Origin of the sequence: Asaia sp. W19 (genome assembly GCF_003994335.1) — a bacterium.
GTDB lineage: Bacteria > Pseudomonadota > Alphaproteobacteria > Acetobacterales > Acetobacteraceae > Asaia.
This window is the reverse complement of sequence record NZ_PNQZ01000061.1, coordinates 239,958-266,167: the sequence shown is the minus strand read 5'-3', so window position 1 is coordinate 266,167 and position 26,210 is coordinate 239,958. Positions and strand designations below refer to the sequence as shown.

At 59.9% G+C, this 26,210-nt stretch carries 24 protein-coding genes; 10 read left to right on the top strand and 14 right to left on the bottom strand.

Annotation, left to right across the window (positions count from 1 at the left end; translation table 11 throughout):
* Positions 1–35 precede the first annotated feature (35 nt).
* From C0V97_RS12380 to secA, 9 genes are all read right to left on the bottom strand, one after another.
* Positions 36–1,031 (bottom strand): energy transducer TonB, encoded by a 996-nt coding sequence (locus C0V97_RS12380; RefSeq protein WP_127102885.1) that lies wholly within the window; start codon positions 1,029–1,031, stop codon positions 36–38.
* A 17-nt stretch (positions 1,032–1,048) separates the two neighbouring features.
* Positions 1,049–1,483 carry a protein TolR gene (gene tolR, locus C0V97_RS12375; RefSeq protein ID WP_025886303.1) on the bottom strand — a complete coding sequence of 145 codons (435 nt, stop codon included), beginning with the start codon at positions 1,481–1,483 and terminating at the stop codon, positions 1,049–1,051.
* Between the two features lie 5 nt (positions 1,484–1,488).
* The gene (tolQ, locus tag C0V97_RS12370; RefSeq protein ID WP_369794225.1) at positions 1,489–2,157 is read right to left on the bottom strand and encodes a protein TolQ; all 669 of its coding nucleotides are present in this window, start codon (positions 2,155–2,157) and stop codon (positions 1,489–1,491) included.
* Positions 2,158–2,304: 147 nt separating this feature from the next.
* The gene (locus tag C0V97_RS12365; protein ID WP_127102917.1) at positions 2,305–2,718 is read right to left on the bottom strand and encodes a YbgC/FadM family acyl-CoA thioesterase; all 414 of its coding nucleotides are present in this window, start codon (positions 2,716–2,718) and stop codon (positions 2,305–2,307) included.
* On the bottom strand, positions 2,705–3,763 hold the full coding sequence (gene ruvB / locus C0V97_RS12360; protein ID WP_127102884.1) for a Holliday junction branch migration DNA helicase RuvB: 1,059 nt from the start codon (positions 3,761–3,763) through the stop codon (positions 2,705–2,707). The genes C0V97_RS12365 and ruvB overlap by 14 nt, the downstream gene beginning before the upstream one ends.
* Positions 3,764–3,884: 121 nt before the next feature.
* Complete coding sequence (gene ruvA, locus C0V97_RS12355; RefSeq protein WP_127102883.1) at positions 3,885–4,490, bottom strand: Holliday junction branch migration protein RuvA; 606 nt, start codon at positions 4,488–4,490, stop codon at positions 3,885–3,887.
* A gap of 94 nt (positions 4,491–4,584) precedes the next feature.
* Entirely contained in the window at positions 4,585–5,091 is a 507-nt protein-coding gene (ruvC, locus tag C0V97_RS12350) for a crossover junction endodeoxyribonuclease RuvC (RefSeq protein ID WP_127102882.1), read from the bottom strand.
* On the bottom strand, positions 5,088–5,837 hold the full coding sequence (locus C0V97_RS12345; protein ID WP_127102881.1) for a YebC/PmpR family DNA-binding transcriptional regulator: 750 nt from the start codon (positions 5,835–5,837) through the stop codon (positions 5,088–5,090). Before C0V97_RS12345 ends, ruvC begins: the two co-directional genes overlap by 4 nt.
* A 25-nt stretch (positions 5,838–5,862) precedes the next feature.
* Positions 5,863–8,586 (bottom strand): preprotein translocase subunit SecA, encoded by a 2,724-nt coding sequence (secA, locus tag C0V97_RS12340; protein ID WP_127102880.1) that lies wholly within the window; start codon positions 8,584–8,586, stop codon positions 5,863–5,865.
* 362 nt (positions 8,587–8,948) lie between these two features.
* Between secA and C0V97_RS12335 the strand changes: the two genes are divergently transcribed.
* From C0V97_RS12335 to C0V97_RS12315, 5 genes are all read left to right on the top strand, one after another.
* On the top strand, positions 8,949–9,869 hold the full coding sequence (locus C0V97_RS12335) for a peptidylprolyl isomerase (RefSeq protein WP_127102879.1): 921 nt from the start codon (positions 8,949–8,951) through the stop codon (positions 9,867–9,869).
* 139 nt (positions 9,870–10,008) lie between these two features.
* A complete protein-coding gene (argJ, locus tag C0V97_RS12330) occupies positions 10,009–11,244 on the top strand; it encodes a bifunctional glutamate N-acetyltransferase/amino-acid acetyltransferase ArgJ (protein WP_127102878.1) in 1,236 nt (411 codons plus the stop codon).
* Between the two features lie 290 nt (positions 11,245–11,534).
* A complete protein-coding gene (locus C0V97_RS12325) occupies positions 11,535–12,770 on the top strand; it encodes an NAD(P)/FAD-dependent oxidoreductase (protein WP_127102877.1) in 1,236 nt (411 codons plus the stop codon).
* A gap of 26 nt (positions 12,771–12,796) precedes the next feature.
* Positions 12,797–13,555, top strand: a complete 759-nt coding sequence (locus tag C0V97_RS12320; RefSeq protein WP_127102876.1) for a 2OG-Fe dioxygenase family protein — start codon at positions 12,797–12,799, stop codon at positions 13,553–13,555.
* A 60-nt stretch (positions 13,556–13,615) separates the two neighbouring features.
* Positions 13,616–14,179 (top strand): hypothetical protein, encoded by a 564-nt coding sequence (locus C0V97_RS12315; RefSeq protein ID WP_370265597.1) that lies wholly within the window; start codon positions 13,616–13,618, stop codon positions 14,177–14,179.
* 185 nt (positions 14,180–14,364) lie between these two features.
* On the opposite strand, the gene C0V97_RS12310 is transcribed toward C0V97_RS12315, so the two are convergent.
* The 3 genes from C0V97_RS12310 to C0V97_RS12300 form a co-directional block, all read right to left on the bottom strand.
* Positions 14,365–15,465, bottom strand: coding sequence for a site-specific integrase (locus C0V97_RS12310; protein ID WP_158625418.1), 1,101 nt, complete (start codon positions 15,463–15,465; stop codon positions 14,365–14,367).
* Between the two features lie 100 nt (positions 15,466–15,565).
* Entirely contained in the window at positions 15,566–15,859 is a 294-nt protein-coding gene (locus C0V97_RS12305; protein ID WP_127102874.1) for a hypothetical protein, read from the bottom strand.
* Between the two features lie 142 nt (positions 15,860–16,001).
* On the bottom strand, positions 16,002–16,796 hold the full coding sequence (locus C0V97_RS12300) for a BRO family protein (RefSeq protein ID WP_233582131.1): 795 nt from the start codon (positions 16,794–16,796) through the stop codon (positions 16,002–16,004).
* 779 nt (positions 16,797–17,575) lie between these two features.
* Here C0V97_RS12300 and C0V97_RS18955 point away from each other — a divergent pair.
* Positions 17,576–17,770: a YlcI/YnfO family protein gene (locus C0V97_RS18955; RefSeq protein ID WP_127102873.1), complete on the top strand. Its 195-nt coding sequence runs from the start codon at positions 17,576–17,578 to the stop codon at positions 17,768–17,770.
* Positions 17,771–18,157: a hypothetical protein gene (locus C0V97_RS12290; protein WP_127102872.1), complete on the top strand. Its 387-nt coding sequence runs from the start codon at positions 17,771–17,773 to the stop codon at positions 18,155–18,157. It abuts the gene before it with no gap.
* Between the two features lie 681 nt (positions 18,158–18,838).
* On the opposite strand, the gene C0V97_RS12285 is transcribed toward C0V97_RS12290, so the two are convergent.
* Positions 18,839–19,192 (bottom strand): helix-turn-helix domain-containing protein, encoded by a 354-nt coding sequence (locus tag C0V97_RS12285; RefSeq protein WP_127102871.1) that lies wholly within the window; start codon positions 19,190–19,192, stop codon positions 18,839–18,841.
* Between the two features lie 683 nt (positions 19,193–19,875).
* Positions 19,876–20,133: a hypothetical protein gene (locus tag C0V97_RS12280; protein ID WP_127102870.1), complete on the bottom strand. Its 258-nt coding sequence runs from the start codon at positions 20,131–20,133 to the stop codon at positions 19,876–19,878.
* Positions 20,134–21,648: 1,515 nt separating this feature from the next.
* On the opposite strand from C0V97_RS12280, the gene C0V97_RS12275 reads away from it, so the two are divergent.
* From C0V97_RS12275 to C0V97_RS12265, 3 genes are all read left to right on the top strand, one after another.
* Complete coding sequence (locus C0V97_RS12275; RefSeq protein WP_127102869.1) at positions 21,649–22,596, top strand: phage tail protein; 948 nt, start codon at positions 21,649–21,651, stop codon at positions 22,594–22,596.
* A gap of 9 nt (positions 22,597–22,605) precedes the next feature.
* Positions 22,606–24,213, top strand: a complete 1,608-nt coding sequence (locus C0V97_RS12270) for a hypothetical protein (protein ID WP_127102868.1) — start codon at positions 22,606–22,608, stop codon at positions 24,211–24,213.
* A 622-nt stretch (positions 24,214–24,835) separates the two neighbouring features.
* Complete coding sequence (locus C0V97_RS12265) at positions 24,836–26,209, top strand: hypothetical protein (protein ID WP_127102867.1); 1,374 nt, start codon at positions 24,836–24,838, stop codon at positions 26,207–26,209.
* Position 26,210 lies beyond the last annotated feature (1 nt).

Below are 26,210 nucleotides of genomic sequence, written 5' to 3'. Positions count from 1 at the left end.
TCTTGCGCTCTGGAAGGAACATGATCGGGAAAACCTCAGGGTCGGAACACGAATTTGAGTTCGTGCGTCTTGCCCAAAAGGTTTGACGGTATCGGGAGTTTCGAGCAGGTCGGGCTCAACACGGCATCGCGTGCGCGCTCGGCCAGCGCCCGATAAGACGGGTCGGCAGCTGCCTTCGCCTGGGTATCGGGTGCAAAACGCGCCATCCTTGCCTCTCCGGTCGCATCGATCGTGACGATCAGATGCGCGCTAAATGAGGCATAATTACGCGCTTCGGTATCCTCGGAATAGCAGCGCCGCACAGAGCCCCCGATCGCCTTCTGCTCGGCCGAGCTGAGAGCGTTGGTGATGTCGCCATTGGGCGCCCCTCCCCCATTTGGCGCGCCACCCTGCTGCGGATTCGCGCGGGCTTTCGGCGGATGGGTCTGCTTCTGATCGGCGCGCATGGCATCGAGCGTCGCCAGCAGCGAATGCGAGTCGGCCTGGGTCTTCTTCGCCGCATTGGGCTGCGTGATGTGCGAGAAGGTCGGCGTCTCCGGCAGTTTGTCGACAGGCTGCGTCTGGGGCGACGGCGGCGCTACCTGCTTGGACGCGGACGGCGGTGACGGCTTGGGCGGCGAGGCCTTGATGGGCTCTGCCGAGTCGTCGACCATTTTCTCTGGTGTCTTCACGTCAGGCAAAGGCGGCGTCTTGCTTTCCGCCGGCGGCGGAATAGGCGGCGGCGGCGGCGCAGGCGGCGGCGGTTCTTCCACGGGTTGAGGCGTGGGCGGCGTCGGGGCTGGCGGCGCATCGGTGGGGGTCGGGGCGGGCGCAGGCGCAGGCTTTGGCGCAGGCGTATCCGCCTTGTGCGGGGTTGCCGGCGGACCGGAATCCTCAAACGCCATTTCGACGGGCGGGGGCTCGGGGGGCTCGGGCGGCTTGCTCATGGGCAGGCGCACAAGCAGGAAGCCGATGAACAGCGCATGCGCTGCAACCGACGCTCCCAACGCATAGCGGAAGCGCCGGACATCGGACCGACGGGGACGCAGCAAGGCTGCTTCTCCTCTGGTTACTGGCCCGCGGCGGGCTGCTGGGCCAGCAGCGCCACGTGCGTGAAGCCACCCGAGGTAATCTTCCCCATGATGTCCATCACCTGTCCGTAATTGATATGAGCATCAGCGCGGACGAAAATGCGATGCTCCTTGTCATTCTGGGCGGCCTGCTGCAATTGGGCGACAAGCTGATCGGCCGAGACCGGGTCCTCACCCAGATAGATACCGCCATCGGCCTTGATCGACACCGTGATCGGCTTCGTATCGGCATTGAGCGGGCTGGCATCGGTTTTGGGAAGATCGACATTGACGCCGCTCGTCATCATGGGCGCCGTCACCATGAAGATGATCAGCAGCACAAGCATGACGTCCACCAGAGGAGTCACGTTGATCTCCGACGCCGGGCGTCGCCTGCGGCCGCGTGCGGGGCCGCCCCCTGCAGACATGCCCATGGCGCTTAGCTCCGCTCTTCCGACTGGCGCGACAGGATCGCGGCAAATTCAGTGCCGAAAGCATCCATGCGCTCGGCGAAATGATCGAGCGCAGAGCTGGTCACGTTATAGGCCACATAAGCGGGAATAGCGGTGACAAGACCGATCGCCGTCGCGAACAGCGCCTCGGAGATACCCGGCGCCACGACAGCGAGATTGGTGTTGTGCATGGCCGCGATCGAGCCAAAGGCATGCATGATACCCCAGACCGTCCCGAACAGGCCAACGAAGGGTGCAACCGGGCCGATGGTCGCCAGCGCCACGACGCGGCGGCTCAGGCGGTCCATTTCACGCGCAACAGTGATGTTGATGGCACGATCCACACGGTCGCGCACGCCCCCACGGGCGAGATCGATGCCGGTGATGCGCGCCGAGCGGCGCCATTCGCCCATGGCTGCGCCAAAAACGGCTGCCATGGGGTGGAGCGGTTTGGCACCATCGGAGTCGTATAGATCCTCCAGACTGCCACCGGACCAGAAACGATCCTCGAATTCTGTCGCCTCGCGATTGACGCGACGGATCAGGATGATCTTCTCGATGATCACGGCCCAGACGAAGGCGCTGCACAAGATCAGCCCCACCATGACCAGCTGCACCACGATGGATGCATGCAGGAACAAGTCCAACGGTGACAACCCTGAAGCGGCGGCCCCTAGGTCAGCCGCATTTACCGCTCGATCCAAAAAAACCTCCTGAGGCTTCGTTCTGCGACACGCCTATACAGTGCATGCGTCATACGCGCCTATCCCGAATCGTCACGCATCATCACATGCCGCCTGTCCTCAGGTCGGGCTCGACAATGCCTCCAAGGATGCACGCCATCGCGGCGGAATTCGGGCAGGTCGCCCGGAATTCTGCATGATGCATGCCAGCTCGACTGTCAGCGTGGCGGCATGCATGTCGCCACACGTCACGATCTGGCGCAACTGGCAACGTGCGGAACCCACCGAATCGATCGTGGTCGTGATCTCGGCCCAGTCATCGAGACGCAGGGGACGATGATACTCGATGGCAAGTTTCGTTACGACGAAGACGAGCCCGGTCTCTTCCTGAAGCACGGAGACGGGGGTTCCGGCCATGCGCAGGGCCTCGGTACGTGCGCGCTCGGCAAGCGCGAGATAGCGCGCATGATAGACAATACCGCCTGCATCCGTATCCTCGTAATAGATACGGTAGCCGATCTTATGGGCTTTCATCATTCTCTCTCAACAGGTCGAACTGGTTGGAACGGGCCGAATCAGGAGCACTCAGACCCAGATGCGTCCAGCCGCGCTCTCCCAGCATCCGCCCGCGCGACGTGCGGAGCACCAGACCTTCCTGGATCAGATAGGGCTCGATCACATCTTCGAGCGTATCCCGCGCTTCGGCCAGCGCTGCGGCAAGCGTCTCGACCCCCACGGGTCCACCATGGTGATGCTCGGCGATACGCATCAGATAGCGCCTGTCCATTGCATCAAGCCCGACCGAATCGACCTCCAGACGATTCAAGGCCGCATCAGCCATCACACGGGTGATGGCCCGGTCGCGCGGCGCGCCAACGGCAGCGAAATCGCGCACCCGACGCAGGAGCCGACCGGCGATACGCGGTGTTCCGCGAGACCGGCGCGCAATTTCCTCAGCGCCATCCTCGGTCAGGTTCATGCCAAGCTTGGCCGCGCCCCGCGAGACGATCAGCCGCAACTCCTCGGCGGTATAGAAAACTAGGCGTAACGGTATCCCGAAGCGGTCTCGGAGGGGCGTGGCAAGCAACCCGGCGCGCGTCGTGGCGGCGACCAGTGTGAACGGGGCGAGGTCGATACGCACCGAGCGCGCTGCGGGGCCCTCACCGATGATCAGATCGAGCTGGAAATCCTCCATCGCGGGATAGAGCACTTCCTCAATGGCAGGCTGCAGACGGTGGATCTCATCGATGAACAGGACATCATTGGGCTGCAGATTGGTGAGGATGGCTGCGAGGTCACCCGCACGCTGGATAACAGGCCCCGATGTCGCGCGAAACCCGACACCGAGCTCACGCGCCACGATCTGGGCAAGCGTCGTCTTTCCCAGCCCCGGCGGACCGTGGAGCAGGACATGATCCAGCGCCTCGCCGCGGCTACGCGCCGCCTGGATGAACACGGAGAGGTTCTCGCAACTTGCGCGCTGTCCCGTGAAATCATCCAGTGTCTGGGGACGTAACCCGTGGTCGTTATCCTCGATGCGACGCTCCGGCGTCAGCGGGCCTCTGTCAGTCTCGCTCATGATCGCATTCCGCCTTCGCTGCTATCCAACCCTCTATCCTGACCTCTGCCTCGCCCTGTGGCCCGCTCCCTCGCCCGCTCTCTGGCCCGCCACCCGACGTGACACCCACGTTCCGCCGGGATCATCGCGCCAGATCCCGCAGGGCAAGGCGGATGATCTTGTCGAGCGTCGCGCCTTCATGCTCGGCCAGAATTCGGCTGAGCACAGGAAAGGCCTCAACACGACGAAAGCCGAGCCCGGCCAGCGCCTGCAGGGCATCCGCCTCAACAGAGCCCGCCGCGTTACTGGCACTGCGCCCGATCGGCGTGGCGCCGCTGGCCGGCATCTTGCCCACCTTACTCTTGAGCTCGGTCACAATGCGCTCGGCCAGGCGTGCGCCCACACCCGCAGCGCGCGTCAACGCCGCCTTGTCTCCTGCGCTGATCGACAGAACGAGATCACCCGGTGTTGCAACGGAGAGTATGGCGAGCGCCACCTTGGCGCCTACGCCCTGAACCGTGGTCAGGAGGCGAAACCACTCCTGCTCGTCGGCGGTCAGAAAACCGTAGAGCTGGATCGCATCTTCGCGCACCACGGTCTCGATCAGCAACCGGGTCTTCTCTGGGGCGGCCGGAAGATTGGCGAGGGTGCGTGTCGAGGCAGAAACGAGATAACCGACACCATTCACATCCAGAATGCAGCGATCCGCTTCCGTGCTCACCACGATGCCCGTCAACAATCCGATCATGATTTGTTCCCCATACTCGTCTCACCTGCCCCGAAGGTCACTCTGCCAGACATACCGCCTCCCGTCACTCAGGGGGATGACACCGGCGTTCCTGTCAGGCCATACGCCTGCCGGAAGACACCTGCCGTGCCGTTTCCCGATGATGGGCATGGCAGATCGCCACCGCCAGGGCATCTGACGCATCGGCCTTGTGAATGATCGCTCCGGGCAGAAGGCGCTTGACCATCATGGTGACCTGCTCCTTCGTGGCGGACCCGGTACCAACCACCGATTTCTTGACCATCATGGCCCCGTATTCAGCCACGGGCAGGCCTTCATAGGCGGGCGTCAGCAGGGCCACGCCGCGCGCATAGCCCAGCTTCAGCGTAGAGGCGCCGTTGCGGTTGACATAGGTCTCTTCCACGGCGGCCTCGGCGGGCTGGTAATCGCGTATCAGCTTTTGCAGCGCCCCGTGCAGCTCGCACAGACGCAGGGGAACGGATTCCGCCCCATCGGTCGCGATCACGCCGGAGGCAACATGCTGAAGCCTGTTGCCCTCCACATCGATCAGACCCCAGCCCATGAAGCGCAGACCGGGGTCAATCCCGAGAAGTCGGATCAAGCAGCCAGTGCCTGGGCGACGTCGTCGGGGATATCGAAATTGGCATAGACGGCCTGGATGTCGTCGTTGTCTTCCAGAACGTCGATCAGCTTCAGCACCGAGCGTGCTTTTTCCTCATCCAGCGTCACCGTGTTCTCGGGGCGCCAGTCGAGCTTCGCCGAGCTTGGCTCACCGAAACGCGCCTCGAGGGCGTCACGCACCGCGAAGAGGTTCTCCATTGCGCAGGTGATCTCATGCCCGTCCTGGGTGAGTTCGGCATTGTCGGCGCCGGCCTCGATCGCCGCATCGAGCATATCTTCTTCCGATGCTGCAGCCACCGGGTAGGTGACTACGCCCAGACGCTGGAACATGAACGAGACCGAGTTGCTCTCACCCATCGAGCCGCCATGCTTCGAGAAGGCCGCGCGGACCTCGCTGGCCGTACGATTGCGGTTGTCGGTCAGTCCCTCGACGATGACAGCGACGCCAGCAGGACCGTAGCCCTCGTAGCGGACCTCGACATAATCCTCGCCACCACCAGCGCCGCTGGCCTTCTTGATGGCGCGCTCAACATTATCCTTGGGCATGTTCGCCTCACGCGCTGCGATCATGGCGGCACGCAGGCGAGGATTGGAGGACGGGTCAGGCAGGCCGGAACGCGCCGCAACCGTGATTTCACGCAGGATCTTCGCAAACTGCTTGGCGCGCTTGGCGTCCTGCGCACCTTTGCGGTGCATGATGTTCTTGAATTGCGAATGACCGGCCATCAGAGCCTCCTCAACCTTGGGTGTCTCAGGCCAGACGGCCGTGACAATGTTTGAATTTCTTGCCCGATCCACAGGGGCAAGGGGCGTTGCGCGGTGTCTCCTGCGCGTAACCGCCCTCGATTTCTGGCGCATTCATGCCAGCGCCCGGTGACTGGAAGAGTGCTGACGGCTGCATGCCCACCTGACGGGGCTCGAGTCCTGCCGCGGAACCCTCGTCATTTGGCGCAAAAACCTGCTGCCCCTCGGTCCCCGGGAAAGGATCGGCCTGCTGCACCACCTCGATACGGGACATGGTGGTCGTCACGCGCAGACGCATGTCATCGAGCATCGCGGTGAAAAGCTGGAAAGCCTCGTGCTTGTATTCGTTCAGCGGATCACGCTGGCCATAGGCGCGCAGACCGATTCCCTGACGCAGTTGGTCGAGCGCATGAAGGTGCTCCTTCCAGACGGCGTCGAACGAGGTGAGAAGAACCTGCTTCTCGATATGGCGCATGATGGTCGGACCGATATTGGCGGAACGCGCAGCCTGGGCCTGGGCCGCGGCCTCCTCCACGCGCTGGATCACGAGGGCGGCGTCCATGCCGTCTTCCTTCGCCCAGTCGCTGATCGGCAGGTCGAGATTCAGGAGAGAGAGCAGATCAGCCTGAAGCGCCTCGCTCTCCCACTGCTCGGCAAAGGCCTTCTCGGGGATACGCGCATGAACGGCTTCCTCGATCCCCTGCTCGCGCAGTTCCTGAATGATGCCCGACACATCTTCCATCGCCATGTATTCCCGGCGCTGGGCGTAAACTTCCTTGCGCTGGTCATTCATGACGTCGTCATATTTGAGAACGTTCTTGCGCATGTCGAAATTGCGCGCCTCGACCTTCTTCTGCGCACGTTCGAGCGCCTTGTTCAGCCAGGGATGAACGATGGCCTCGCCTTCCTTCATTCCGAGCTTGGTCCAGAACGCGCCCATGCGCTCGCCGCCATAGATGCGCATCAGATCGTCTTCAAGCGACAGGAAGAAGCGCGAGGCACCCGGGTCGCCCTGCCGACCCGAACGGCCACGAAGCTGATTATCGATACGGCGGCTCTCATGGCGCTCCGTACCGATCACATACAGGCCACCGAGCTCCTTGACCGTGCCATGGTTGACCGCGATCTCCTCGCGCAGGCGCAGGATCTCGGCCTCATGCGCGGCCTCGTCCTCGATCTTCTCCAGGCTCTGGCGGATCAGCATGTCCAGATTGCCGCCCAGCTTGATGTCCGTTCCACGACCCGCCATGTTGGTGGCAATGGTGATAGCGCCAGGGGCACCGGCCTGCGCCACGATCTGGGATTCCATTTCATGAAACCGCGCATTCAGCACGGAATGCGGAATGCTCTTCGAGCTGAGCAGATTGGACAGATGCTCGCTCTTCTCGATCGAGGTCGTCCCGACCAGAACCGGCTGGCCCGACTTGGAGACTTCCTGAATCAGATTGGCGACGGCTTCGAATTTCTCGCGCGCCGTGATGTACACCTCGTCATCCGTATCCTTGCGCGCGACAGGGAGATTCGTTGGAATCTCGACCACTTCGAGCTTGTAGATCTCGGCAAACTCGTCCGCCTCGGTCATGGCGGTGCCAGTCATACCCGAGAGCTTGGGATAGAGACGGAAATAGTTCTGGAAGGTGATCGAGGCGAGAGTCTGGTTTTCCGGCTGGATCTCGACGTGTTCTTTCGCTTCAAGGGCCTGATGCAGGCCGTCGGAGTAGCGACGCCCATCCATCATGCGCCCGGTGAACTCGTCGATGATGATCACCTTGCCGCCACGCACGATATATTCGACATCGCGAGCGAAAAGCGTATGGGCGCGCAGGGATTGCTGCACATGATGCATGACGGCGATATTATGCACGTCATAAAGTCCGCCTTCATTCAGGACACCTGCCTCACGCAGCATCTCCTCCACAAGATCGGAACCCTGCTCGGTCAGGATGACCGAACGCAGCTTCTCGTCCTTTTCGAAAGCCTCGGGGTGCTTGACGAGCTGGACCACGACATCATCGACGCCGCGATAGAGTTCCGAGCTGTCATCTGCGGGCCCGGAGATGATCAGGGGCGTACGTGCCTCGTCGATCAGGATCGAATCCACCTCGTCAACGATGGCATGATAGAATGGACGCTGGACCATTTCCTCCAGCGTGTACTTCATGTTGTCACGCAGGTAATCGAAGCCGAATTCGTTATTGGTGCCATAGGTGATGTCAGAGCCATAGGCAGCACGCCGCTCGTCATCGGACAGGTTGGGCACGATCACGCCGGTGGTGAGGCCGAGGAAGCTGTAGAGCTTGCTCATTTCCTCGGCATCGCGCCGGGCGAGATAATCATTGACCGTCACCACATGCACGCCCTTGCCGGCCAGCGCGCTTAGATAGACCGCCAGTGTGGCGACCAGGGTCTTGCCCTCACCCGTACGCATTTCAGCAATACGACCGGAATGAAGCACCATGCCGCCCACGAGCTGAACGTCGAAGTGGCGCATGCCCAGAACGCGGCGCGAGGCTTCGCGACACACGGCAAAGGCCTCGGGCATGATCTTGTCGAGGCTTTCCCCTGCTGCGATACGGCCCTGGAATTCTGCGGTCTTGGCACGCAGCGCCTCGTCGTCGAGCGCCTTTACGGCTGGCTCGAGCGCGTTGATTTCCGGCAGGCGCTTCTGATAGCCCTTCAGCGAGCGATCATTGGCGGTGCCGAATACGGCGCGGGCGATACGAGCGAACATGACTGTCCTTCTGGCGATCTGGTCCGTCTGAGACGAACCGCGAACTTGAGAGGCGGATGATCCCTCCCGCCGGGACCGGAAGAGGCCTGTGCACCAGGCACGGACCGTCAGACTGGGCGGGAGCGCAGCGCGCCCGCCGGGGCAGGTTCGGGATCGTCCACGCGGGAAAGGAGATAAGGCGCGCCCTTGCCTTGGTCAACCGAGCAGCGCAACGATCGGACGGCCCAGAGACGGGCTGAAGCACGATTTCTTCATGAAGAGTGGCATCAAAACCGGGAATACGGCGCCAACCGGCCTTGCCGAGGCGTCACGCCTGCGCCATGCTGAGACTAGTTCCACGAGTTTTTCGAGGTTATTTCTCCATGCGGCTTACCCGCCCGGCTCTTTTCTGCGCCGCCCTCATTTCCGGCACGACTCTGGTGGCTCCGGCCTTCGCGGCTCCCGCCCCCGCTGCCCCGGCAAGTGCGGCTCCGGCCGCTGCTGCGGCTGCGCCTGCCGACGCCAACCCGCTGATCGCCTCGGTCAACGGCCAGAAGATCTATCTGGATGACGTCAAGAAGGCCGCCGCCGGTCTGCCGCCGCAGGCACGCCAGCTGCCGCCCAACACGCTGGTCAACATCCTGCTGAACCAGATCGTCAGCCAGAAGGCGATCCAGATCGACGCACTGAAGGAAGGTCTCGACAAGAAGCCTGACGTCAAGGCGCAGATGCAGGATGCCGCGGATAACGCGCTGCAGAATGCCTATCTGCAGGAAAAGGTCGCACCGATAGTGACCGAGGACGCCATCAAGCAGGCTTATCAGGCGAACTACGCTTCCAAGAAGGGCGAGCAGGAAATCCATGCCCGTCACATTCTGGTTGCCGATGAAGCGACTGCGAAGGACGTGATCAAGCAGCTCGACAAGGGTGCGAAGTTCGAAGATCTGGCCAAGAAGCTCTCGACCGACAAGGGATCGGGCGCCAGCGGTGGCGATCTGGGCTGGTTCAAGAAGGACGACATGCTGCCGGAATTCTCGAAGGCCGCTTTCGCCATGAAGCCGAACACGATCAGCCAGACCCCGGTGAAGACCCAGTATGGCTGGCATGTGATCCAGGTCCTCGCCTCGCGTGAAGCCCCCGTTCCGCCGCTCGATCAGGTGCATGACGAGATCCGCCAGCAGCTGATCCGTGACAATGTGCGCAAGATCGTCGAGGCCGCTCAGGCCAAGGTCAAGATCGTACGCTACGACGCCCAGGGCAAGCCGATCAGCGATGTCCCGGCAGCTGCTCCCGCCAAGAAGTAAAGCCTGTCGAAAAGTGAGGTATTCTCTCTCACTTTTCACTCACGCGGCCAGTCTTTTCACCTGATTTCCGGGTGAAGGGCTGGACCTGAGGCGCAAGCCGTGCATCCTCCTTCCGACGTTTACCGTTCGGAGACAGATCATGGCCAAAGCCCTCCCCCGCTCCCCCCTCGCCCAGCCTTTGCCGCGCCTCGAGCCGGTAGCAGGTGTGCGGCTTGGCGCTGTCGCCGCCCAGATCCGCTACAAGGATCGCCCCGATCTCATGATGATGGAATTCGTGCCCGGCACGACGGCGGCTGGCGTGTTCACGCGCAGCAAATGCCCCGGCGCGCCTATTGACTGGAGCCGCGCCGCCCTTGCTCAGGGCAAGGCACGCGCGCTCGTCGTCAACTCCGGCAATGCCAACGTGTTCACGGGGCGCGCGGGCATCATTGCCACGCAGATCTCAGCCGCCGCCGCAGCGCGCGTCGTCCATTGTCCCGCAACAGAAGTCTTTCTCGCATCGACAGGCGTGATCGGCGAACCGCTCGATGCCGAGCGTATCAGCGACGCCATGCCGAGCCTGTATGAAGGATTGTCGTCGGAAGGTTGGGAAGCCGCTGCCCGGGCGATCATGACCACCGATACGTTCCCCAAGGCAGCGACACGCAAGGTCGAGATCGGCGGCAAGTCGGTCACGATCCAGGGGATTGCCAAGGGCAGCGGCATGATCGCGCCCGACATGGCCACGATGCTCGGCTTCGTAGTCACCGATGCGGCGATCTCCCATGACGTGCTGCAGGCCCTTCTCTCCGAGGGAACTGAGCGCAGCTTCAACGCCATAACGGTCGATTCCGACACATCCACCTCGGATATGGTGCTGGTCTTTGCCACCGCACAGGCAGGCAATCCCGAAATCACGACCCTGACCGACCCGGCGCTGGTCGCATTCCGCGAGGCACTCGATTCCCTGTTGCTCGAACTCGCCCTGATGGTCGTGCGCGATGGCGAGGGCGCGACGAAGATGTTCACGGTGCGCGTCAATGGCGCTGTCTCGGATGAGTCGGCCAAAAAGATCGCCTTGGCCATCGGCAATTCTCCGCTGGTGAAAACCGCGATCGCAGGTGAGGATGCCAATTGGGGCCGAATCGTCATGGCCGTGGGCAAAAGCGGCGAACCCGCTAACCGTGATACGCTCTCTGTTGCCATAGGCGGCGTATGGATTGCGCGCCAGGGGACCGTAGTTGACGGCTATGATGAGGCACCCGTAGTCACCCACATGAAAGGGCAGGATATCGAGATCCAGATTGATCTCGGCCTCGCCAATGGTCATGCGCAGATCTGGAGCTGTGACCTGACCCACGGTTACATCGACATCAACGGCTCCTATCGGAGCTGAGCCTGCGGTGACCGGCCCCCTGGGGTCGGTCACCTGCTTTCATTTCCTCTCTACCCGCCCCTGCGTCTAGTGATTTCAAGGTCTGACATCGCCAGAAGTTGCGATTGCACCGCATTTTCATTTGATTTAGTACTCCTGCCGTCCCTTTTTGTTCAGGAGAGGGCATCCCGTGTCTGGACGGACGCGTTGATTGCACCCACATTGTGGGTCATGAGCCAGGACAGCTCACGGTAAACGCAATCATATCAGCGTCGTACTCCATGCCCGGGCGACGCCGAGGAGGAACAGGCATGGCAAATGGATTTCGCGTGGTCATCATCGGCGGCGGTGTTGCCGGGATGGAAACGGCGATGACGCTGGGTCGCGGGCGTCACCGCGACATCGAAACCACGCTGATCGACAAGGGCGCCGTGCATTACTGGAAACCGATGCTGCACGAATTTGCAGCCGGCACCGGCGAGGAGTCACGCGACTGCACGACGTTCATCGAAGCAAGCCGCCGCTTTGGCTTCCGCTTCATCCAGAGCTCGCTCAGCAGTGTCGATCGCGAGAAGCACGAGATCCGTCTCGCGAATGACGAAATCATTCCCTATGACATGTTGATCGTCTCGCTCGGTTCGCGTTCGAATGATTTCGGGATTGAGGGGGTGATGGCCAATTGCACCTTCATCGATTCCCTCCCGGATGCGAGTAGCTTCCACGAGAAATTCCGTGCCGCCTTCCGAGATGCTGCTGCGCGCAACACCACACTGGAGGTCGGTATCGTGGGCGGCGGCGCAACGGGTACCCAGCTCGCGGCCGAACTTTGCAGTGCGATCGATCTGGCACCCGGTTACGGCAAGGAGGCCCGTCGCAACCTGCTGCGTCTCTCTCTGATCGAGACCGGCAAGCGCATCCTGCCAGCATTCCCCGAGCGCGTTTCGAATGATGCGCGCAAGCAGCTTGAGGCCCTTGGTGTCAGCGTCCTGACCGAGGCGATGGTGACTTCCGTGGACGAGGCGGGCTTTCACCTCAAGGATGGCCGCATTGTTCCGGCATCGCTGCGAGTCTGGGCCGCTGGCGTGCGGGCCAGCGCCGCCACGGAGCTCTTCGAAGGGCTCGACATCGCTCGCGGCGGGCAGATCGTGGTCAACCATCACATGCAATCGACCCGCGATACGTCGATCTTTGCGTTAGGCGACTGCGCACGAATCAATGATTCCCCGCTTCCCGCCACCGCTCAGGTTGCACGCCAGCAGGGGATCTATCTCGGTCGGGCGATTCCGATCATCGCGCAGGGTCGCGAGCCCTCGACTTTTGTTTACCGCGACCGTGGTGCCGTTGTATCGCTGGGTGACTATAATGGATGGGGCATGGTCGGTTCCTCGACGAGCTTTGGAGGCGGTCTCCTGCGCGGGTTGGCACCAAGATGGCTGCATGATCTGATCTTCCGTCAGCATCAGATCGGCGTCATGGGGCTGGCGCGGGGAACAGCAGCGTTCCTTAAGGCCCATTTGAACCCGACCCGGCCCCGTCTGGACAAATAACACCCGATCAACGGTAGTCTCGCGTCATGCCTCTTCAGCGATCACAATCTCTCCCCGCCCCCGAAGCAGAGCGCCTCGACGCGCTGGTAGGCGCCCTGCAGGCACAAGGCTATGCCTTCGAGCGTGGACCCGAAATGCGCTCGTTTCTCCAGGCCTTTGGCTTCGAGGACTGGGAGCGCTTCGCTGAAAGCTGGCACCGGCTCGGTCTTGATCGCTACATGGCCGATGGCGGTCGCTACCGTAAGCGGCGTTATGCGACCTACGCGCTTGCTGGTGGCCGCATCGATCGCAAGCGCCATCAGCCCCACTATCAGAGCCGTGATTACAACCTGCTCAATGGCGGGATAGAACGCTGGTTCGGACCGATCGAGGATGCCATCGCCAGCCATCCGGTGATGCTGTCCATTCTCAATGCCGCCCATTTACTGGCGTTGCGCATGACGCCCGCCTCAACCCAGCCCGATAGCTGGCACGCGGAGGTGCACCAGTTCCGTATCGAGGCGCAAGCCGGCAATCAGGGGCGCCCCACCCCTGAAGGGATGCATCGCGACGGTGTGGACTGGGTGTTCGTCCTCATGGTGAGCCGAGAGAATGTGGCGTCCGGTGTCACCACCATCCATGACGACCACAGGCGCGAGATAGGGTCCTTCACACTGGCCTCTCCACTCGATACAGCCCTCGTGGACGATCATCGTGTCTTTCACGGAGTGACGCCTGTTGAGCCTATCGACCCGGCACGTCCTGCGTATCGTGACGTACTGGTCGTAACGCTGCGTCACGCGTAAGAAGCAGGGCATCCACAAAGTCCGGCGAGTCGGCGCTGAACAAGAATGAAAGACAAGTCGATGCGTTTACCCCAGGCTCTGGTGCATGCTGCGCTTGTAAGCACGGTTTTCTGCAGCCTCATGGGCCCGTCCGCCTGGGCGGGAGCCCATCGCGCCACATCCCAGAACAGCGCTGGCCCGCACCCCGTGATTCTCTCGAGCCTGCCCGGAACAAATCTGGATCACGAAGCGCGCGAACTGAATGCTGCCGATCTCGCCGATGCTGCCAAACACGATGACCAGCCCGTGGTACTCGTCGCATCTGCCCCGCTCTCGACGGACAAATCCGATATGGCTCTGTTCGTGCAACTGCAATCCGCGCGGCTTTGCGGCTCCGCAGGATGCTCGACCTCGGTCTATCTGAGACACAAGGGTGGCTGGAAGCTGGTTCTCGATTCGGTTAGTGGTGCCATCTCGGTTCTCCCGAGCCGTCACAATGGGATGCACGACTTGCTGATCGACAAGAACGACCGCTGGACATGGAACGGCACGACTTATCAGGATGGGGCTCCTGCCCCCGCGCCACAGAAGGCGGCGCCCAAAAAGACTGACGACGCGCCGAAGAAAAAACTTCTGCGCGGCTGAAAAAGCTGATGCAATTTTTGAGGCTGGAGCGGGTGAAGGGAATCGAACCCTCGTATGCAGCTTGGGAACCCCAGGAGATTTACGGCGCAGCAGACCGTAAGTCCCTGTAAAACCCAGGAAAATCGTTCTCCTGTAACGTTACGAGTTAACCGCTAGGACATGTCCTAGACGCCCCACCTGAGAGGTCAGGCGTCGTGTCCTAGAGGCTTCACGTCTGCCAAGGCATCGAACACAGCGGTTATCCGCTGCGCAGTTCGGCTCTGTGACAGGTGGGCGTATCGCCTCGTCATGTCCAATGTCGTGTGGCCCAACCCCTCCTGCACCTCGGCTAGATCCGCGCCGTTCTGGAGCAGCCACGATGCGTAGGTGTGGCGGAGGCTGTGAACGGTAGCGCGACCGTGGCAGGCCACTATATCCTCTCGATTGAGCCCGCAGGCATCCATAGCGGCGATTATAGGCCGACCGGAGGCATCCGTTCGGAACCGCTTTCCGCCTCCGCCGGGGAACACCATCACAGTCTCACGCGCTTCATATCGGCGGCGCAGAATGTCCGATGCAGAGGCTGGAAGTGGCGCCACCCGCTCCCGGTTCGATTTACTCCCCCAGAACCGCACATGGCGAAACTCGACGGTGTCCACTCGATCCCAGGTCAAGCGCGCCACTTCCGACCAGCGCCCTCCGGTCACTGTGAGGATGACGAACAAATCCCTGATATCCAGCCGGGACTGAACCGTGGCAGGACTGGGGTGCAGATCGTGCTGCGCTCCATTTTTGTAGACCGCACTGGTGCTTCGGAAAGGGTCCAGATGGTCATAAACGCTCTGCCACTCCTCCCGCGTGAGATACCGTGTCTTGGCTTTGACCTGGGGAAGTCGCCAGGGATTTGCTCGGCCAGAGCGGCTTACCATCGCAGGCGGGAACTCACCTCCCAGATCAGCAACGTAGTTCGCGGCGGCACGTAGGGTCTTGACCTCATGCGCTGCGGTTTGGGGAGAGTTTCCCTCGGCAATCCGCGCGCGGACCATTTCATCCATGTCTGCCGGGGTGAGCGACACCAGCAGGCGTCTTCCATCAAGGCTAAAGCGCCCCTCGAACCCCTCCCCGAGTGTTTTACGCACATGGATGCCCGCGTGGCGACTCGATGCCTTGCGCTCAGTCTCAAGCCACGACAGATACCTCCGCAACGCAGCCTCGATGGTCACACCCTGCACCTTTTCGGATGCGGGCCTGGCGTCCTCAGCGAATTTCTGGATGATCTCGGTCGCAGCCTTGCGGGCCGCTCGCATGGCGGTCTCTTTGGTGGAACGCTTGACACGCTTTCCCGATACCGAGTCAGTGAATGACACGAACCAGAAAGGGCTCGCAGGCTGGCGGAAGAAATGCATTTCAGTGTCCCGTGCGCAGGAGTGCTGTCGTGGCACCCGCAAGAGCTATGAACGCCTCCTGCATAGACGGCTCTACTGACGCCCAGACGATGCCTGTGTCCACCATGAGATCGGCGGCCCAGAGATCACCCACAGGACTCACACTCGCAACAAAGCTCCCGTCCTCACGAACCGGGCTGAAAATGACAAGGCTATCGCCGTCAAGTGTGTCGTCCCGATCTTCAACAGGGCCGAAAAAAACAGCGGCCAGCAGGGACCTACATAGGGACCGCTCAGGGCACATCATCGTCATCATGGCTTCATCCGAATTAACTACCTGCACAACTTACAGAGCAGGCAGGAACAGGTTCAAGTTAAAAATGAGAACATAGAGAGAACAAAACATGTAAACGCAACGAGTGAGGGGCACCAATCTGCCCCTCTCCCGCGCCGATAGGTTATTGTAAACGCTGCTGAAATGCCTTGAGCAGCGGTATCTGGCCCTGACGATACAGCTCCGCCATCTCCTCCTGCCCAGCGGCACGAAGAGAGATTGTCACGGAGGTCCAGGCTGAGTTCTGCTGAATGTGTTCGCGGAACAGTTCGAGAGCCCGAGGGCGTTCGCGACGGACCCGATAGTTGTCCTGAGGGTCGCGGTAGAGGTACCCAAGTTCCACCAGGCGAGCTGGGACCGCGATAAGGTTCACACCGTCGAACACGCTGAAGAACTTGCGGATGCTCGGCAGGTAGTTCCCGGCTGTGATCTGATCAAACCCGGCAGCCTTGGGTTCGGAGATGGCGAGCTGGGCCTTCTGCCGCTCGACGGTATCCTGAAGAACGGTCAGAGCGCGCAGTGCAAGGGCTTCAGGGGTTTCATCGGGAGCGGCAACCATGTAGCCGCCGGTTTTGCGGATGGCTGGTAGGACCTCAGCAGTTACCCATTTCTTGAACCGCTTGGCATCAGGTTTGCGGCTGGTGAGCACCAGAGAGAACAGGCCAGACTGGTTGATGATGGTGCGATTGGGGTTGAGATTCCCACCACCCTCAATACGGGTGGTGGCCTTCTCATCATCATCTAGCCTCGCGGCGACATTCTCCGGCTTAGCTATGTCGAGTGCCGCGCAAACATCCGCGAGAAACCACCAAGGTTCCCCGTCGCGGTCCATGACGCGAACCGAATGACCCTCAAATGGAAACGTCATGGCGCGGCTGCCGCCATCTTCGTGGCCTTCATATGCCTGTAAATTAATCATCTGGTTCTTCCTGTGTTCATCTTGTGGACATGAGGGGCCAGTGTCAGCCTCACGGTTCAGACGAATCTGAGCGAAGCTGACTCTGTGGGCGCGGCCTGGATTTTCAGGTGATAAGAAGCGGAGCTATTTTCTGAAGATACTGGTGTGGTTCTGTGAGAACCTCGATGGTGTAGTGCGTCTAATTGAAGTTGCGGATAACTTGGTGAGCATGTGCAAACACCTCACTGAATTCCTACAACTTCTTTCGGGTACATTGCTCGTCTAACAGAGGGACCCCGGCAGGGCTTACGAGTTCTCGCCGGGGACTTCCTGATCAACCGCGTTGCCAGTGCGAACTGCGAAACATACGAACCATAGAAGGACAGGTATGACCGCTGTGAAGGCAATACTGATGCACTCGCCTACAATTTGAATGCGAGTGAGTGGATCGTAGACGAGGCGGAGAACGCCCAGGGTGATGAATATCGCCGCAGGAAACGATAAGGCGATGATCTGTGGCCAGCTTGGCGGGATCACTTTATTCATAGATGCTGCACCTCGAACTATGCTAAGCAGGGAAGTCGGTAACGTTAGAGATTTTTTCAGGCAGACGCTCGGCGCGTACTGTTCTATTGCGTAAGTCTAATCGTCGGCGGCCCTTTGCGTGCGGCTTTATAAGCGCATGTAGAAGGATTTTCGGTGTTTGATAGGGGACATTAGAGTGACTTTCAGGGTGTGAAAGTGTTAGAAGAAGTAAGCAAATGACCCTCGTTGAGTGTCATTGACATTCAATAACTCCAATGAGTGTCGCTTACAAGTGGTTTTTGGGGAAAATGGCGAAAACTATCCAAATTTCTGTCCGCGTGGATGAAGATCTCAAAGAGTCGCTTGATCGCGCCGCCGAAAAGGAGGAGCGTACTGTGGCCCAATGGGTACGATCTCTGATCAACCGTGAGCTGCGCCGTATAGACGCTAAGCCAGAGGGGAATACTTGAGTGCCAGCGTCTTTGTGGAGTCTAGGCTGGTCGTACTACTTCGTGGCGTTCATGCTTATCGGCGCCGCTATGGGTGCCGCTGACTTTTTCAAGGCGTGGAAAGAAGAGCACTTCGTGTTTCTTGATGAAATCCGGGGTGCCATCGAAGGCACTAAGCAGGGCTCCCGCGAAGATGAGATGCTTCGTGAGTTAAGGATGACCGTTGGCTGGCTCATGCAGAGTGCAGAGCTAACAAAGATCAATACCGAAACAATGATCATCATGATTGAGGAGCTGCGTAGGTTCAGGCTCGGGGACACTGAGTCACGCAGCTTCCCTTGGGAAATTGATCCAAGCTACAACGGGTATACACCGTCCTCTGTCAGTGAACCCTCAAGTCCCCTTTAAAACTCCCCCTCATGGTCAACTCCCCAGACCGATAAAGCTCCGGCAACACCTTCCACCCTTCATCGAGCGCGAAAATCTTCCTGCTGCCTTTGAACTTGTCGAACTTCTCCACGAAATGCGTGGCGGGTTTTAACTGGATATTAAGGGGTTTTCGGCCAGCGTGACTGCGCCACCACAAACAGAAGATTAGAAATGCACCTAAGACACACCATCACCACCATCGTGACCGCCTGCGCTCTCAGCGCCTGTGCATCCTCTCCTGCTGAACAACTCAAAAAGACCAACAGTGCGTACAATGCGGCAAATGACGCCTGCACGAAAATGTACCCGTTCAGACCGGGCTACGTGGCAAACCTGGCGACATGCCTGGGAACCAACGACATTGAGTACGGCACTGCCCTTGTCGGACCAGACACCGACCTACTCTCGAAAATGGACGCAGAACACGCAGTCACCGGGGCGCAGGTGGATCACGGGCAGATTTCACCAGCGCAGGGGATGGCTGCCTGGGACAGCCAGAAGCAGGCGTTCGGCACCGCCCTTCAGACCCGGCAAGAGAACCGTAGGCGCTCAGCGGTGGTAGCTGCCCAGCACCCAGCTATAAGTCCTCCGTGAGATCACTTACAGCGCCCTCAGACAGCGACACCCACAGCAGCCCCACATAACCACTTCCGGAGGTCATCACTTGCCCTCCGGCTTCATCTCTGCTGCCTCCAGCAGCGCCTTGACCGTCACCTCAAGTTCCCTGTCACCCTCAACACCAAACAGCATGGCGTACATCACCGGGTCTCTATACCGCAGCATCCGCTTGGCAAACTCAGCCTGAGGTACCCCGTACAGATCAGCCAGTTTAAGAACGTAGGCTGGCTTAACGGGGGTCTTGCCCCGCTCCAAGTTCGACATGAACGCGGCTGTAACTCCAAGATGCTTTGCGACATCCTTGGCCATCAGGCCAGCAGCTTCACGGGCCTGTATAAGATACTCACCCCCTCGCCTACGATCTTCAAACGAGACGTTTATGCTGTAGTCAGCCACAACATCTATCCTCCTGTACGGTGCACCAGGCCAGGCCCAGTCAGATTATCAACTGTCGCCACCCTAACACCGGGAGGCGTCAAGAGTTCACTAGCTGAGTTATCAGTTTATTGAAACACCCTATCAGAGTCCTGAAGCACCTTTACAAGGCACTCTGATCAGAGGGGGATTGTGGGGGCTGATACCTACGGGACACCCAAAGAAACCTGAGGCAACCCTCAACGCACCTTTAGAGGCACCTTAAAGGACTTTTAGAGAACTCTATATGTATCCTTTATAGATAACTTTTTTCCTCGCCCTTGTTCTATTGCGTAATTCAAATCGTCGCTTCCGCCGCCCGCTGCCCCAGACGCGCAAAAGCTCCCTGAAAGTGACCATCAGGGAGCTGTCAGAGGAAGCGGCAGAGGTCCGTTAGAGAGACCTCAGGGCATTGACGATTTGAATTACGCAATAGAAGGCTGGGGAGCCCACACACGACTTTCCCCCGGCTCCATCATCAGCGCCCTGGCGACAACGGCTGTTAGGGTGGCCTCACAATGGGCTGTATGCGAGCCGTCAGCGTGAGGCTCGATTAATAAGAACACACCGCTGCGGCGTTTGATGATAGCGAACCCGTTGCACCGTGTAAGCATGAGAGTTATCCGATGATGTTAGAGGTTATCTTGGAACTGCGCGGAGTGCGATCACTTCAGCAGGTACAGGTCCAAAGCTGACCCTCCCTGCCTGAACTCGGCGGCTATCATGCGCCCGTCAGATAGCGTGACACCGTACTGACCCCGACCAAACACGACGCTTTCGATTGGTGTGGATATCTTGCAGGTGTCAGATATCGCAGCTCCCACCTGAAACGCGCCTATGTGTTCTCGATCTTCAGGGCCTAATAACGTGGGCGCTCCGGCCTGCCCTCTCAGGGCAGCTTCAGTTAGGCTTTTGATGGTCATGAAGGGACTCCTGAGAGGTTTTGAAGGGCGTCTGAAGGAGACTTGCAGGGGAGAGCCCATAGAGGGACCTCAGAGGGCGCTAGAGGGCGGCCGATCTGGGATTCCTTCCAAGCCATCCAGAGCGCCGCTACGGCGATTGCGCGCATGGCGGCTTCAGTCGGCTTGGAGTACCGCGCACGGCCTGCCAGATCGTCCATGTAGAGGCGTATGCAGCGGACCTGAGGGGATGAATAGGCGCGCTGAAGGTCCTCTCGCGTGTCTTTTGTGCAGGTGGCTTTGCGCGCCCATTCCCGTTCGTGTTGAGTACCTTTGAAATAAGCCCGTGTAGCGGCGTCTAGAGAGGCAAGCGCGGGTCTCTTGCTCATGGCTCAGCCCTCCGCTTTGGTACGCTTGTTCAAGGCTGCAAGCCACTCATGCGCTGTGTGGACGGCGTAGCGCGCTAGGTTGACCTGTGAGGCCGTGACCTCTGAGAAGGTCTCAAAGACGGCCCTGCCTGTGGCGCGGTCGGATATGATCCAGCTATTGCAGAGCATGGCTCAGCCCTCCACGCTGAAAGAGTTAGCCGCACCAAATCGGACGAACACATAGCCCGTGTCGGTCTCTCCGCTGTGCCACTCCCCATCCCATGTCAGGCGCTCTGCAAGAGCCTTCGCAGCGGCTTTGTGGTTGTCAGCCGAATTTAATGAGCAGTCCCATGAAATTGTCAGGGTGGCTGGTTTGCCCGTTGAAGGGTTGTTGTCACCCGTTACTGCCTTAACTCGGCTTCCGCGAGAGTTTGTTGGTCCGATGTATTTTGTGGTGATTACGATTGCCATGATCAGTATCCAGTAACGTTAGCGGTTTATTATGAAGCCGCCAGGTTTGCGATGTGGCTACCCTATGACCACCAAACACGCCTGTCAATCGATAACGTTGCAGGTTAACCGGATTTTTTTTTCTTCAACGCCTGCGCGCATCGCCCCCACGATATAACCGGGCGGGCGATATCGTGGCGCTACCAGACGGTTAGACCGCGGCGCACTTCAGGTGTTCCAGGCGTAGGCACAGCGGCCATCAGCACCGATAACCGCACCACAACAGCTACTTAAGCTGTCGTCTAACCTTACCAACACACTGTGAACGCTACACTTAATCAGTGTGCTCGTAAGTTTAGGACAGAATTTAGGACGCAACGCGCCGCGCAGTGGCGTGCTTGGGCGTTTTCCAGGCCCCGTGGGGGTCAAAACATTCCCTTTTCAAAAATCCCGCTAAAGCTGTTGTTAGTTGTAGTCATAGTCGGGCTTTTCCTGTGGGGCTGGCGCGTTGGAATCCACCCTAAACCACCCTAAGGCTCCCCTTAAACGCCCCTCAAGCGCCCTCTCAGGACAGGCGACCAAGCTATGTAGGCAATAGAAGATGGTCGGAGGCCTACGCGCTTCGGGACCCTCTAACATCCTTTTCAGACCCCCATAGGGGTCCCTCAGAAACAATCCAGAAACAACCCGTGCCTCTCAAGGCCTCATAAGGAATCCCCGTATGGCGCTCGAAAGTGGCACCTATATCTCCGACCTCGTGCCCTCAAATCCGGCGCACACTGATGGGGTCAATCAGGCCGACAGCCATATGCGGCTGATTAAGGCTACGCTGAAAGCCACTTTCCCGAACATCGCCGGAGCCGTGACGGCCAGCCACACGGTGCTGAACACCGTTGCAGATGCCTTTGCGACCGCCGGAAGCTTGGTGCTTTCAGGAACGACTGCGCTCACCCTCAGCAACTCTTCAGGCAACCTGGGAGTCTCCGGTAGAGTGGCCGCAACCGGTCTCGATACCACCGGGTCGATCACACTCGCGGGGGTCAGCGTCGGGGCCTTTCTCGTTCCCTCAGGGGGTATCATTGCGTGGTCAGGAGCTATCGCTGCGATCCCCGCAGGATGGGTAATCTGCGATGGTAACAACGGCACACCTGACCTCCGGGGCCGATTCATCATCGGCGCGGGTGGCAGCTACGCCCCCTACAACACTGGCGGCGCGGCGGCATCTCTATCGGATGTCCAGGGCGCGCACACCCATGGGGGCTACACGGGCGCGGCGGGGGCGTTCTCAGCGAGCGTCTCGACCGACGCTCAGGGTGGTCATGGCCATGGAGGCAACACCCTTCAACACGCCCTGACCAACGACGAAATACCTTCCCACTCCCACCAACAAGCGGGTTCTGCATCCGCCCAGATCGTAACGTCTACGAGCGGCACGACCTCGCTTCTTACCTCGATCAACGGCAACTCTGCGATACAGGGGCCGTACACGGGCGGCGCTGGGGCTGGAGCTGCTCATACGCACGGCATCAGCACAGACGGCCAGCACACCCACAACGTGGCGATCTCACAGGCAGCGCACAGCCACTCTATCGCTCAAGACGGCGCACATCAGCACACAGTCCCCACGATGCCGCCATACTTCGCCCTCTGCTTCATCATGAAAACTTAAGGACACCTGATGGCTCTCGTTCAATTCCGGGGGCTATCCGGCGCTGGAATCGTCTCGGACCCAAACCCCGCTGAGCTGGGCCTGAATGCCTGGTCGAGCGGGGCGAACGTCCGGTTTCACGCCAATAAGGCGGAGCGCGCTCCGGTACTGAAGACCGCCGTGCCGCTAACCGCCGCGCCCTCTTACGTCTTTTCATACCGCCCTGCATCGCTCAATGACATGATCATCAGCGTGTCCACCTCTGCGATCACGCATGTTTCATCGGGTGATGCCGTTGATCTTACCCCCGAGGCGGGGGCCAGCTATTCGCCGGGGGCGGCTTTTACGTCCACGGCCTTAGGCGATGTCACGTACCTCAACCAGCCCAGCGCTGTCCCCTTATACTTCGGGCCGCAATCCGGAAGGTTCGAGACGCTGCCAGGTTGGGACCCAAGCTGGTCCTGCCGCTCCCTGAGAAACTACGGGGACTACATGATTGCCCTTGGGGTCACTAAAGGCGCGCAGAGCGTACCTCAGATGTTCAAGTGGTCAGACCTGACGCTTGCGGGGCAGCCCCCCGGCTCCTGGGACGCGAACGATGCAACCACCAATGCAGGCGAAAACGTCATTGAGGATCTAACCTCGCCTATCGTTGATGGGTGCGCCCTGAAAGATGCGTTTGTCGTCTATGCCTCGGATCAGGCTATCCTGGTTACACAAACAGGCGACCAACTTGTATTCGCATTCACCCGCCTCGGCATTGACGGAGGGCTGATCGCACCGAACTGTGTGGTCGAGGTGGCAGGGGGGCACTACTGTTTCGGAACGTCTGACATCTACTTCCATGATGGAACAACGCAGCGATCCATTTGTGATGGCGTTTCCAGAGACTTCATCTTTGGGACACTGAACCGGAAGCTCGCCGAGGCCTGTTTCACGATCTACTCTCCGGTCCACAAAGAGATACTGTTCTGCTACGCGACGACTGACCCCGCCGCCCCCTGGAGCGGCCTGGGATGTAACCGCGCGGCGGTCTACAGCCTGACCAGCCAAACCTGGTCGTATCTAGACCTACCAAACGTGTGCTCTGGATCGTTGGTGTCCGTAGATCAGTCTCCGACATATGCGCGGTATGACTCCGATGGGCCGACCTACGCGACTACCTCGGATACCTATTTGGGCCTCGACGGCTCGCATAGTGATAACGTGATCTTCGGCTCAGCATCTACCGGGACAATCTCAGAGAGCCGTGTGCTTGCCTACGACTTCGCGAACAAGGGTAGTCTGCCCAATCTAGCGATTGAGGCTGACTGCAATTCCTCCGCTTACCTACAGCGTATCGGCCTAGACCTCGACACTCAAGGATCAGACCTGGCGACCTACAAGAATGTAAGGCGCGTCTACCCTCAATCTGTGATGTATGCCGAAACCCCCGTCACGATCACGCTGGGAGGCTCCAACACGCCCGCAGGCCCCCTCAAATGGGCTGCGCCTGTAACCTTCGACCCGACTACGCAGTACAAGGTAGATACCCTCATTGGTGGGCGCTACCTGAGCTACAGGTTCGAGGTCGATGCTCCGGTAGACTTCGAGGTTGTCGGGTTCGATGCTGACGTTGTTTCAGCGGGGAGGCGCTAATGGCACAGTCAGCAGGCGTTAAGGCGTACACGGTCTCCCCCTTACCCAGCCTTGCGAGCAGCGACCGGGACTACATGAACCGGGAACTGGGGAACATCGCGGCATCAATTCGAGCGCTCAACATGCTTTGCCCGCAAGCCGCGTCTAAGGCCCCCGTCGCACCCCTAGACGGGACCCCACGACTCTCCAGGGCGCCTTGGAGGCCCCTTGAAGGGCAAACAGAGGACCAATGGGTCTACTATGACGCAGCCAGCAGTTCTTGGAAGCCTTTCCCTGGATAAGGTGCCGGTGGTCGTCCGCCCTGACTACACGATCAGCTACGAGCGCGGTCCAGAATGTATCTTCGTCCATGTTGATGTAAGGCGCTGGACCACGGGGACTGCGCGCCAGTTCAGGGCCGACACAGAGGCCGCGCAGGGACTCTTAGGGGAACCTGTATATGCCCTCAGAGAGCCCTCAGCCCCTCTTCAGCCGAAATTTTTGGCGCTTGCCGGGTTCATTCCGTGCGGAACCGTAATCGAGTCGTCAAGCGGTGAGCCTCTGACCATTCACTGTCGCCCGTTCCCCGGAAAGCGCGTTCTACTTTTCAACCCGTAGCCCTGCGGGGCTCTTTGGAGTCCCTTTGGGAAGCAGCAAGACCAAGACGCAATCGTCTTCTACCACGTCACCCTGGGCACCCCAGGCGTCCCAGGTTCAGAACATCTTCGGCCAGGCCCAGCAGAACTACAATCAGCAGTCTGCAAACGGACCCTACACGGGCCAGATGACGGCTGGCACAAATGGCACTCTCGATAGTGCCATTGCAGGAGCCAATAATTGGGCCAACGGGACGGGCGCAAGCCTTTCCAGCGGTCAGGCCTCTGCCGGATCAACGGGCCTTGGAGCACTGACGCCGTACATCAACAATGCCTCCTCGCTGGCCTCGCAGGGGCTTGATAGTGGCCTTTCAGGCATTCTCAGCGGCATTGCCAACGGCACCACATCGTCCAGCGGTCCCACGAGTGCGCTATCGTCCGCGCTGAACAATGCCGCAATCAGCGGCACGAACGGCCTGACCAACGCCCAGAACACCCTTTCAAACGTCTCCAGTCAGGCGCTCTCGGACCCCACGGCACAGCTTGCGGCCAACGCTGGCACCTACATGAACTCGTCGGCGGTCAATCAGGCTATCGCAGCCAATGATGCGACCATCGACCAGACGCTGAACCAGACGACGCTCCCCGGCATCAACCGTCAGGCGGCTCAGGGCGGGTCTCTGAACTCGTCCCGCGCAGGTGCTGCGGCGGCTATGGCTCAGGGTCAGGCTGCAACGGCCAAAGCCACACAGGCCGCCGCGCTCCAGAACAACGCCTACAATCAGGGCCTCTCAACGGCTCTGAGCGCGTACAATAACGGGCTCAGCACAGCAGCCAGTGCAGCGGGGACTCAGGGTAGCCTCGGCAATGCCTCTGCGCTTGGCACTGCGGGTCTCCAGCAGAACAACTCGCAGTACAACACCTCGAACCAGCTTAGCGCCGCGTCAGGACTCCTTGGGCTTCAGCAGCAGAACACAAACTCCCAGCTTGCGGCCAACAGCCAGCTTGGGAACGCCGCTTCGTTGGGTAACTCTGCTACGAACAGCGCCGTCCAAAATGCCCTGAACAATTACCAGCTCCAGGCTGGGGCCGGTCAGCAGCAGCAGAGCAATGACCAGAACGCCCTGACCAATGCTTACCAGCAGTGGCAGAACCAGAACGGATATCAGACAGGAATCTTGAATGATTATCTGGGATTGGTCAGCGGGAATTACGGCAGCCAGCAAAGTGGCACCAGCACCTCTACGCAAAGCGGCAGCCTCGGAAATGCGATTGTAGGGAGCGCGCTCGGATTAGGGGGGATTCTCACGGGTGGAGGGAATGGAGGCCTGCTGTCCAGATGGCTGTCCCCGAGCAGTCAGGCCCCCTATCAGTCAGCCGGTGAGCTGGGCACGGGAATTTCTCAAGGCGGGATTTACTAAA

Bases quoted from the DNA above. Each gene is read 5' to 3' on its own strand.
- tolR (WP_025886303.1), bottom strand. From the start codon at position 1,483: ATGGGCATGTCTGCAGGGGGCGGCCCCGCACGCGGCCGCAGGCGACGC.
- C0V97_RS12365 (WP_127102917.1), bottom strand. From the start codon at position 2,718: ATGAAAGCCCATAAGATCGGCTACCGTATCTATTACGAGGATACGGAT.
- ruvB (WP_127102884.1), bottom strand. From the start codon at position 3,763: ATGAGCGAGACTGACAGAGGCCCGCTGACGCCGGAGCGTCGCATCGAG.
- ruvA (WP_127102883.1), bottom strand. From the start codon at position 4,490: ATGATCGGATTGTTGACGGGCATCGTGGTGAGCACGGAAGCGGATCGC.
- C0V97_RS12345 (WP_127102881.1), bottom strand. From the start codon at position 5,837: ATGGCCGGTCATTCGCAATTCAAGAACATCATGCACCGCAAAGGTGCG.
- secA (WP_127102880.1), bottom strand. From the start codon at position 8,586: ATGTTCGCTCGTATCGCCCGCGCCGTATTCGGCACCGCCAATGATCGC.
- C0V97_RS12335 (WP_127102879.1), top strand. From the start codon at position 8,949: ATGCGGCTTACCCGCCCGGCTCTTTTCTGCGCCGCCCTCATTTCCGGC.
- argJ (WP_127102878.1), top strand. From the start codon at position 10,009: ATGGCCAAAGCCCTCCCCCGCTCCCCCCTCGCCCAGCCTTTGCCGCGC.
- C0V97_RS12325 (WP_127102877.1), top strand. From the start codon at position 11,535: ATGGCAAATGGATTTCGCGTGGTCATCATCGGCGGCGGTGTTGCCGGG.
- C0V97_RS12320 (WP_127102876.1), top strand. From the start codon at position 12,797: ATGCCTCTTCAGCGATCACAATCTCTCCCCGCCCCCGAAGCAGAGCGC.
- C0V97_RS12315 (WP_370265597.1), top strand. From the start codon at position 13,616: ATGCGTTTACCCCAGGCTCTGGTGCATGCTGCGCTTGTAAGCACGGTT.
- C0V97_RS12310 (WP_158625418.1), bottom strand. From the start codon at position 15,465: ATGCGAGCGGCCCGCAAGGCTGCGACCGAGATCATCCAGAAATTCGCT.
- C0V97_RS12305 (WP_127102874.1), bottom strand. From the start codon at position 15,859: ATGATGACGATGATGTGCCCTGAGCGGTCCCTATGTAGGTCCCTGCTG.
- C0V97_RS12300 (WP_233582131.1), bottom strand. From the start codon at position 16,796: ATGATTAATTTACAGGCATATGAAGGCCACGAAGATGGCGGCAGCCGC.
- C0V97_RS18955 (WP_127102873.1), top strand. From the start codon at position 17,576: ATGAGTGTCGCTTACAAGTGGTTTTTGGGGAAAATGGCGAAAACTATC.
- C0V97_RS12280 (WP_127102870.1), bottom strand. From the start codon at position 20,133: ATGACCATCAAAAGCCTAACTGAAGCTGCCCTGAGAGGGCAGGCCGGA.
- C0V97_RS12275 (WP_127102869.1), top strand. From the start codon at position 21,649: ATGGCGCTCGAAAGTGGCACCTATATCTCCGACCTCGTGCCCTCAAAT.
- C0V97_RS12270 (WP_127102868.1), top strand. From the start codon at position 22,606: ATGGCTCTCGTTCAATTCCGGGGGCTATCCGGCGCTGGAATCGTCTCG.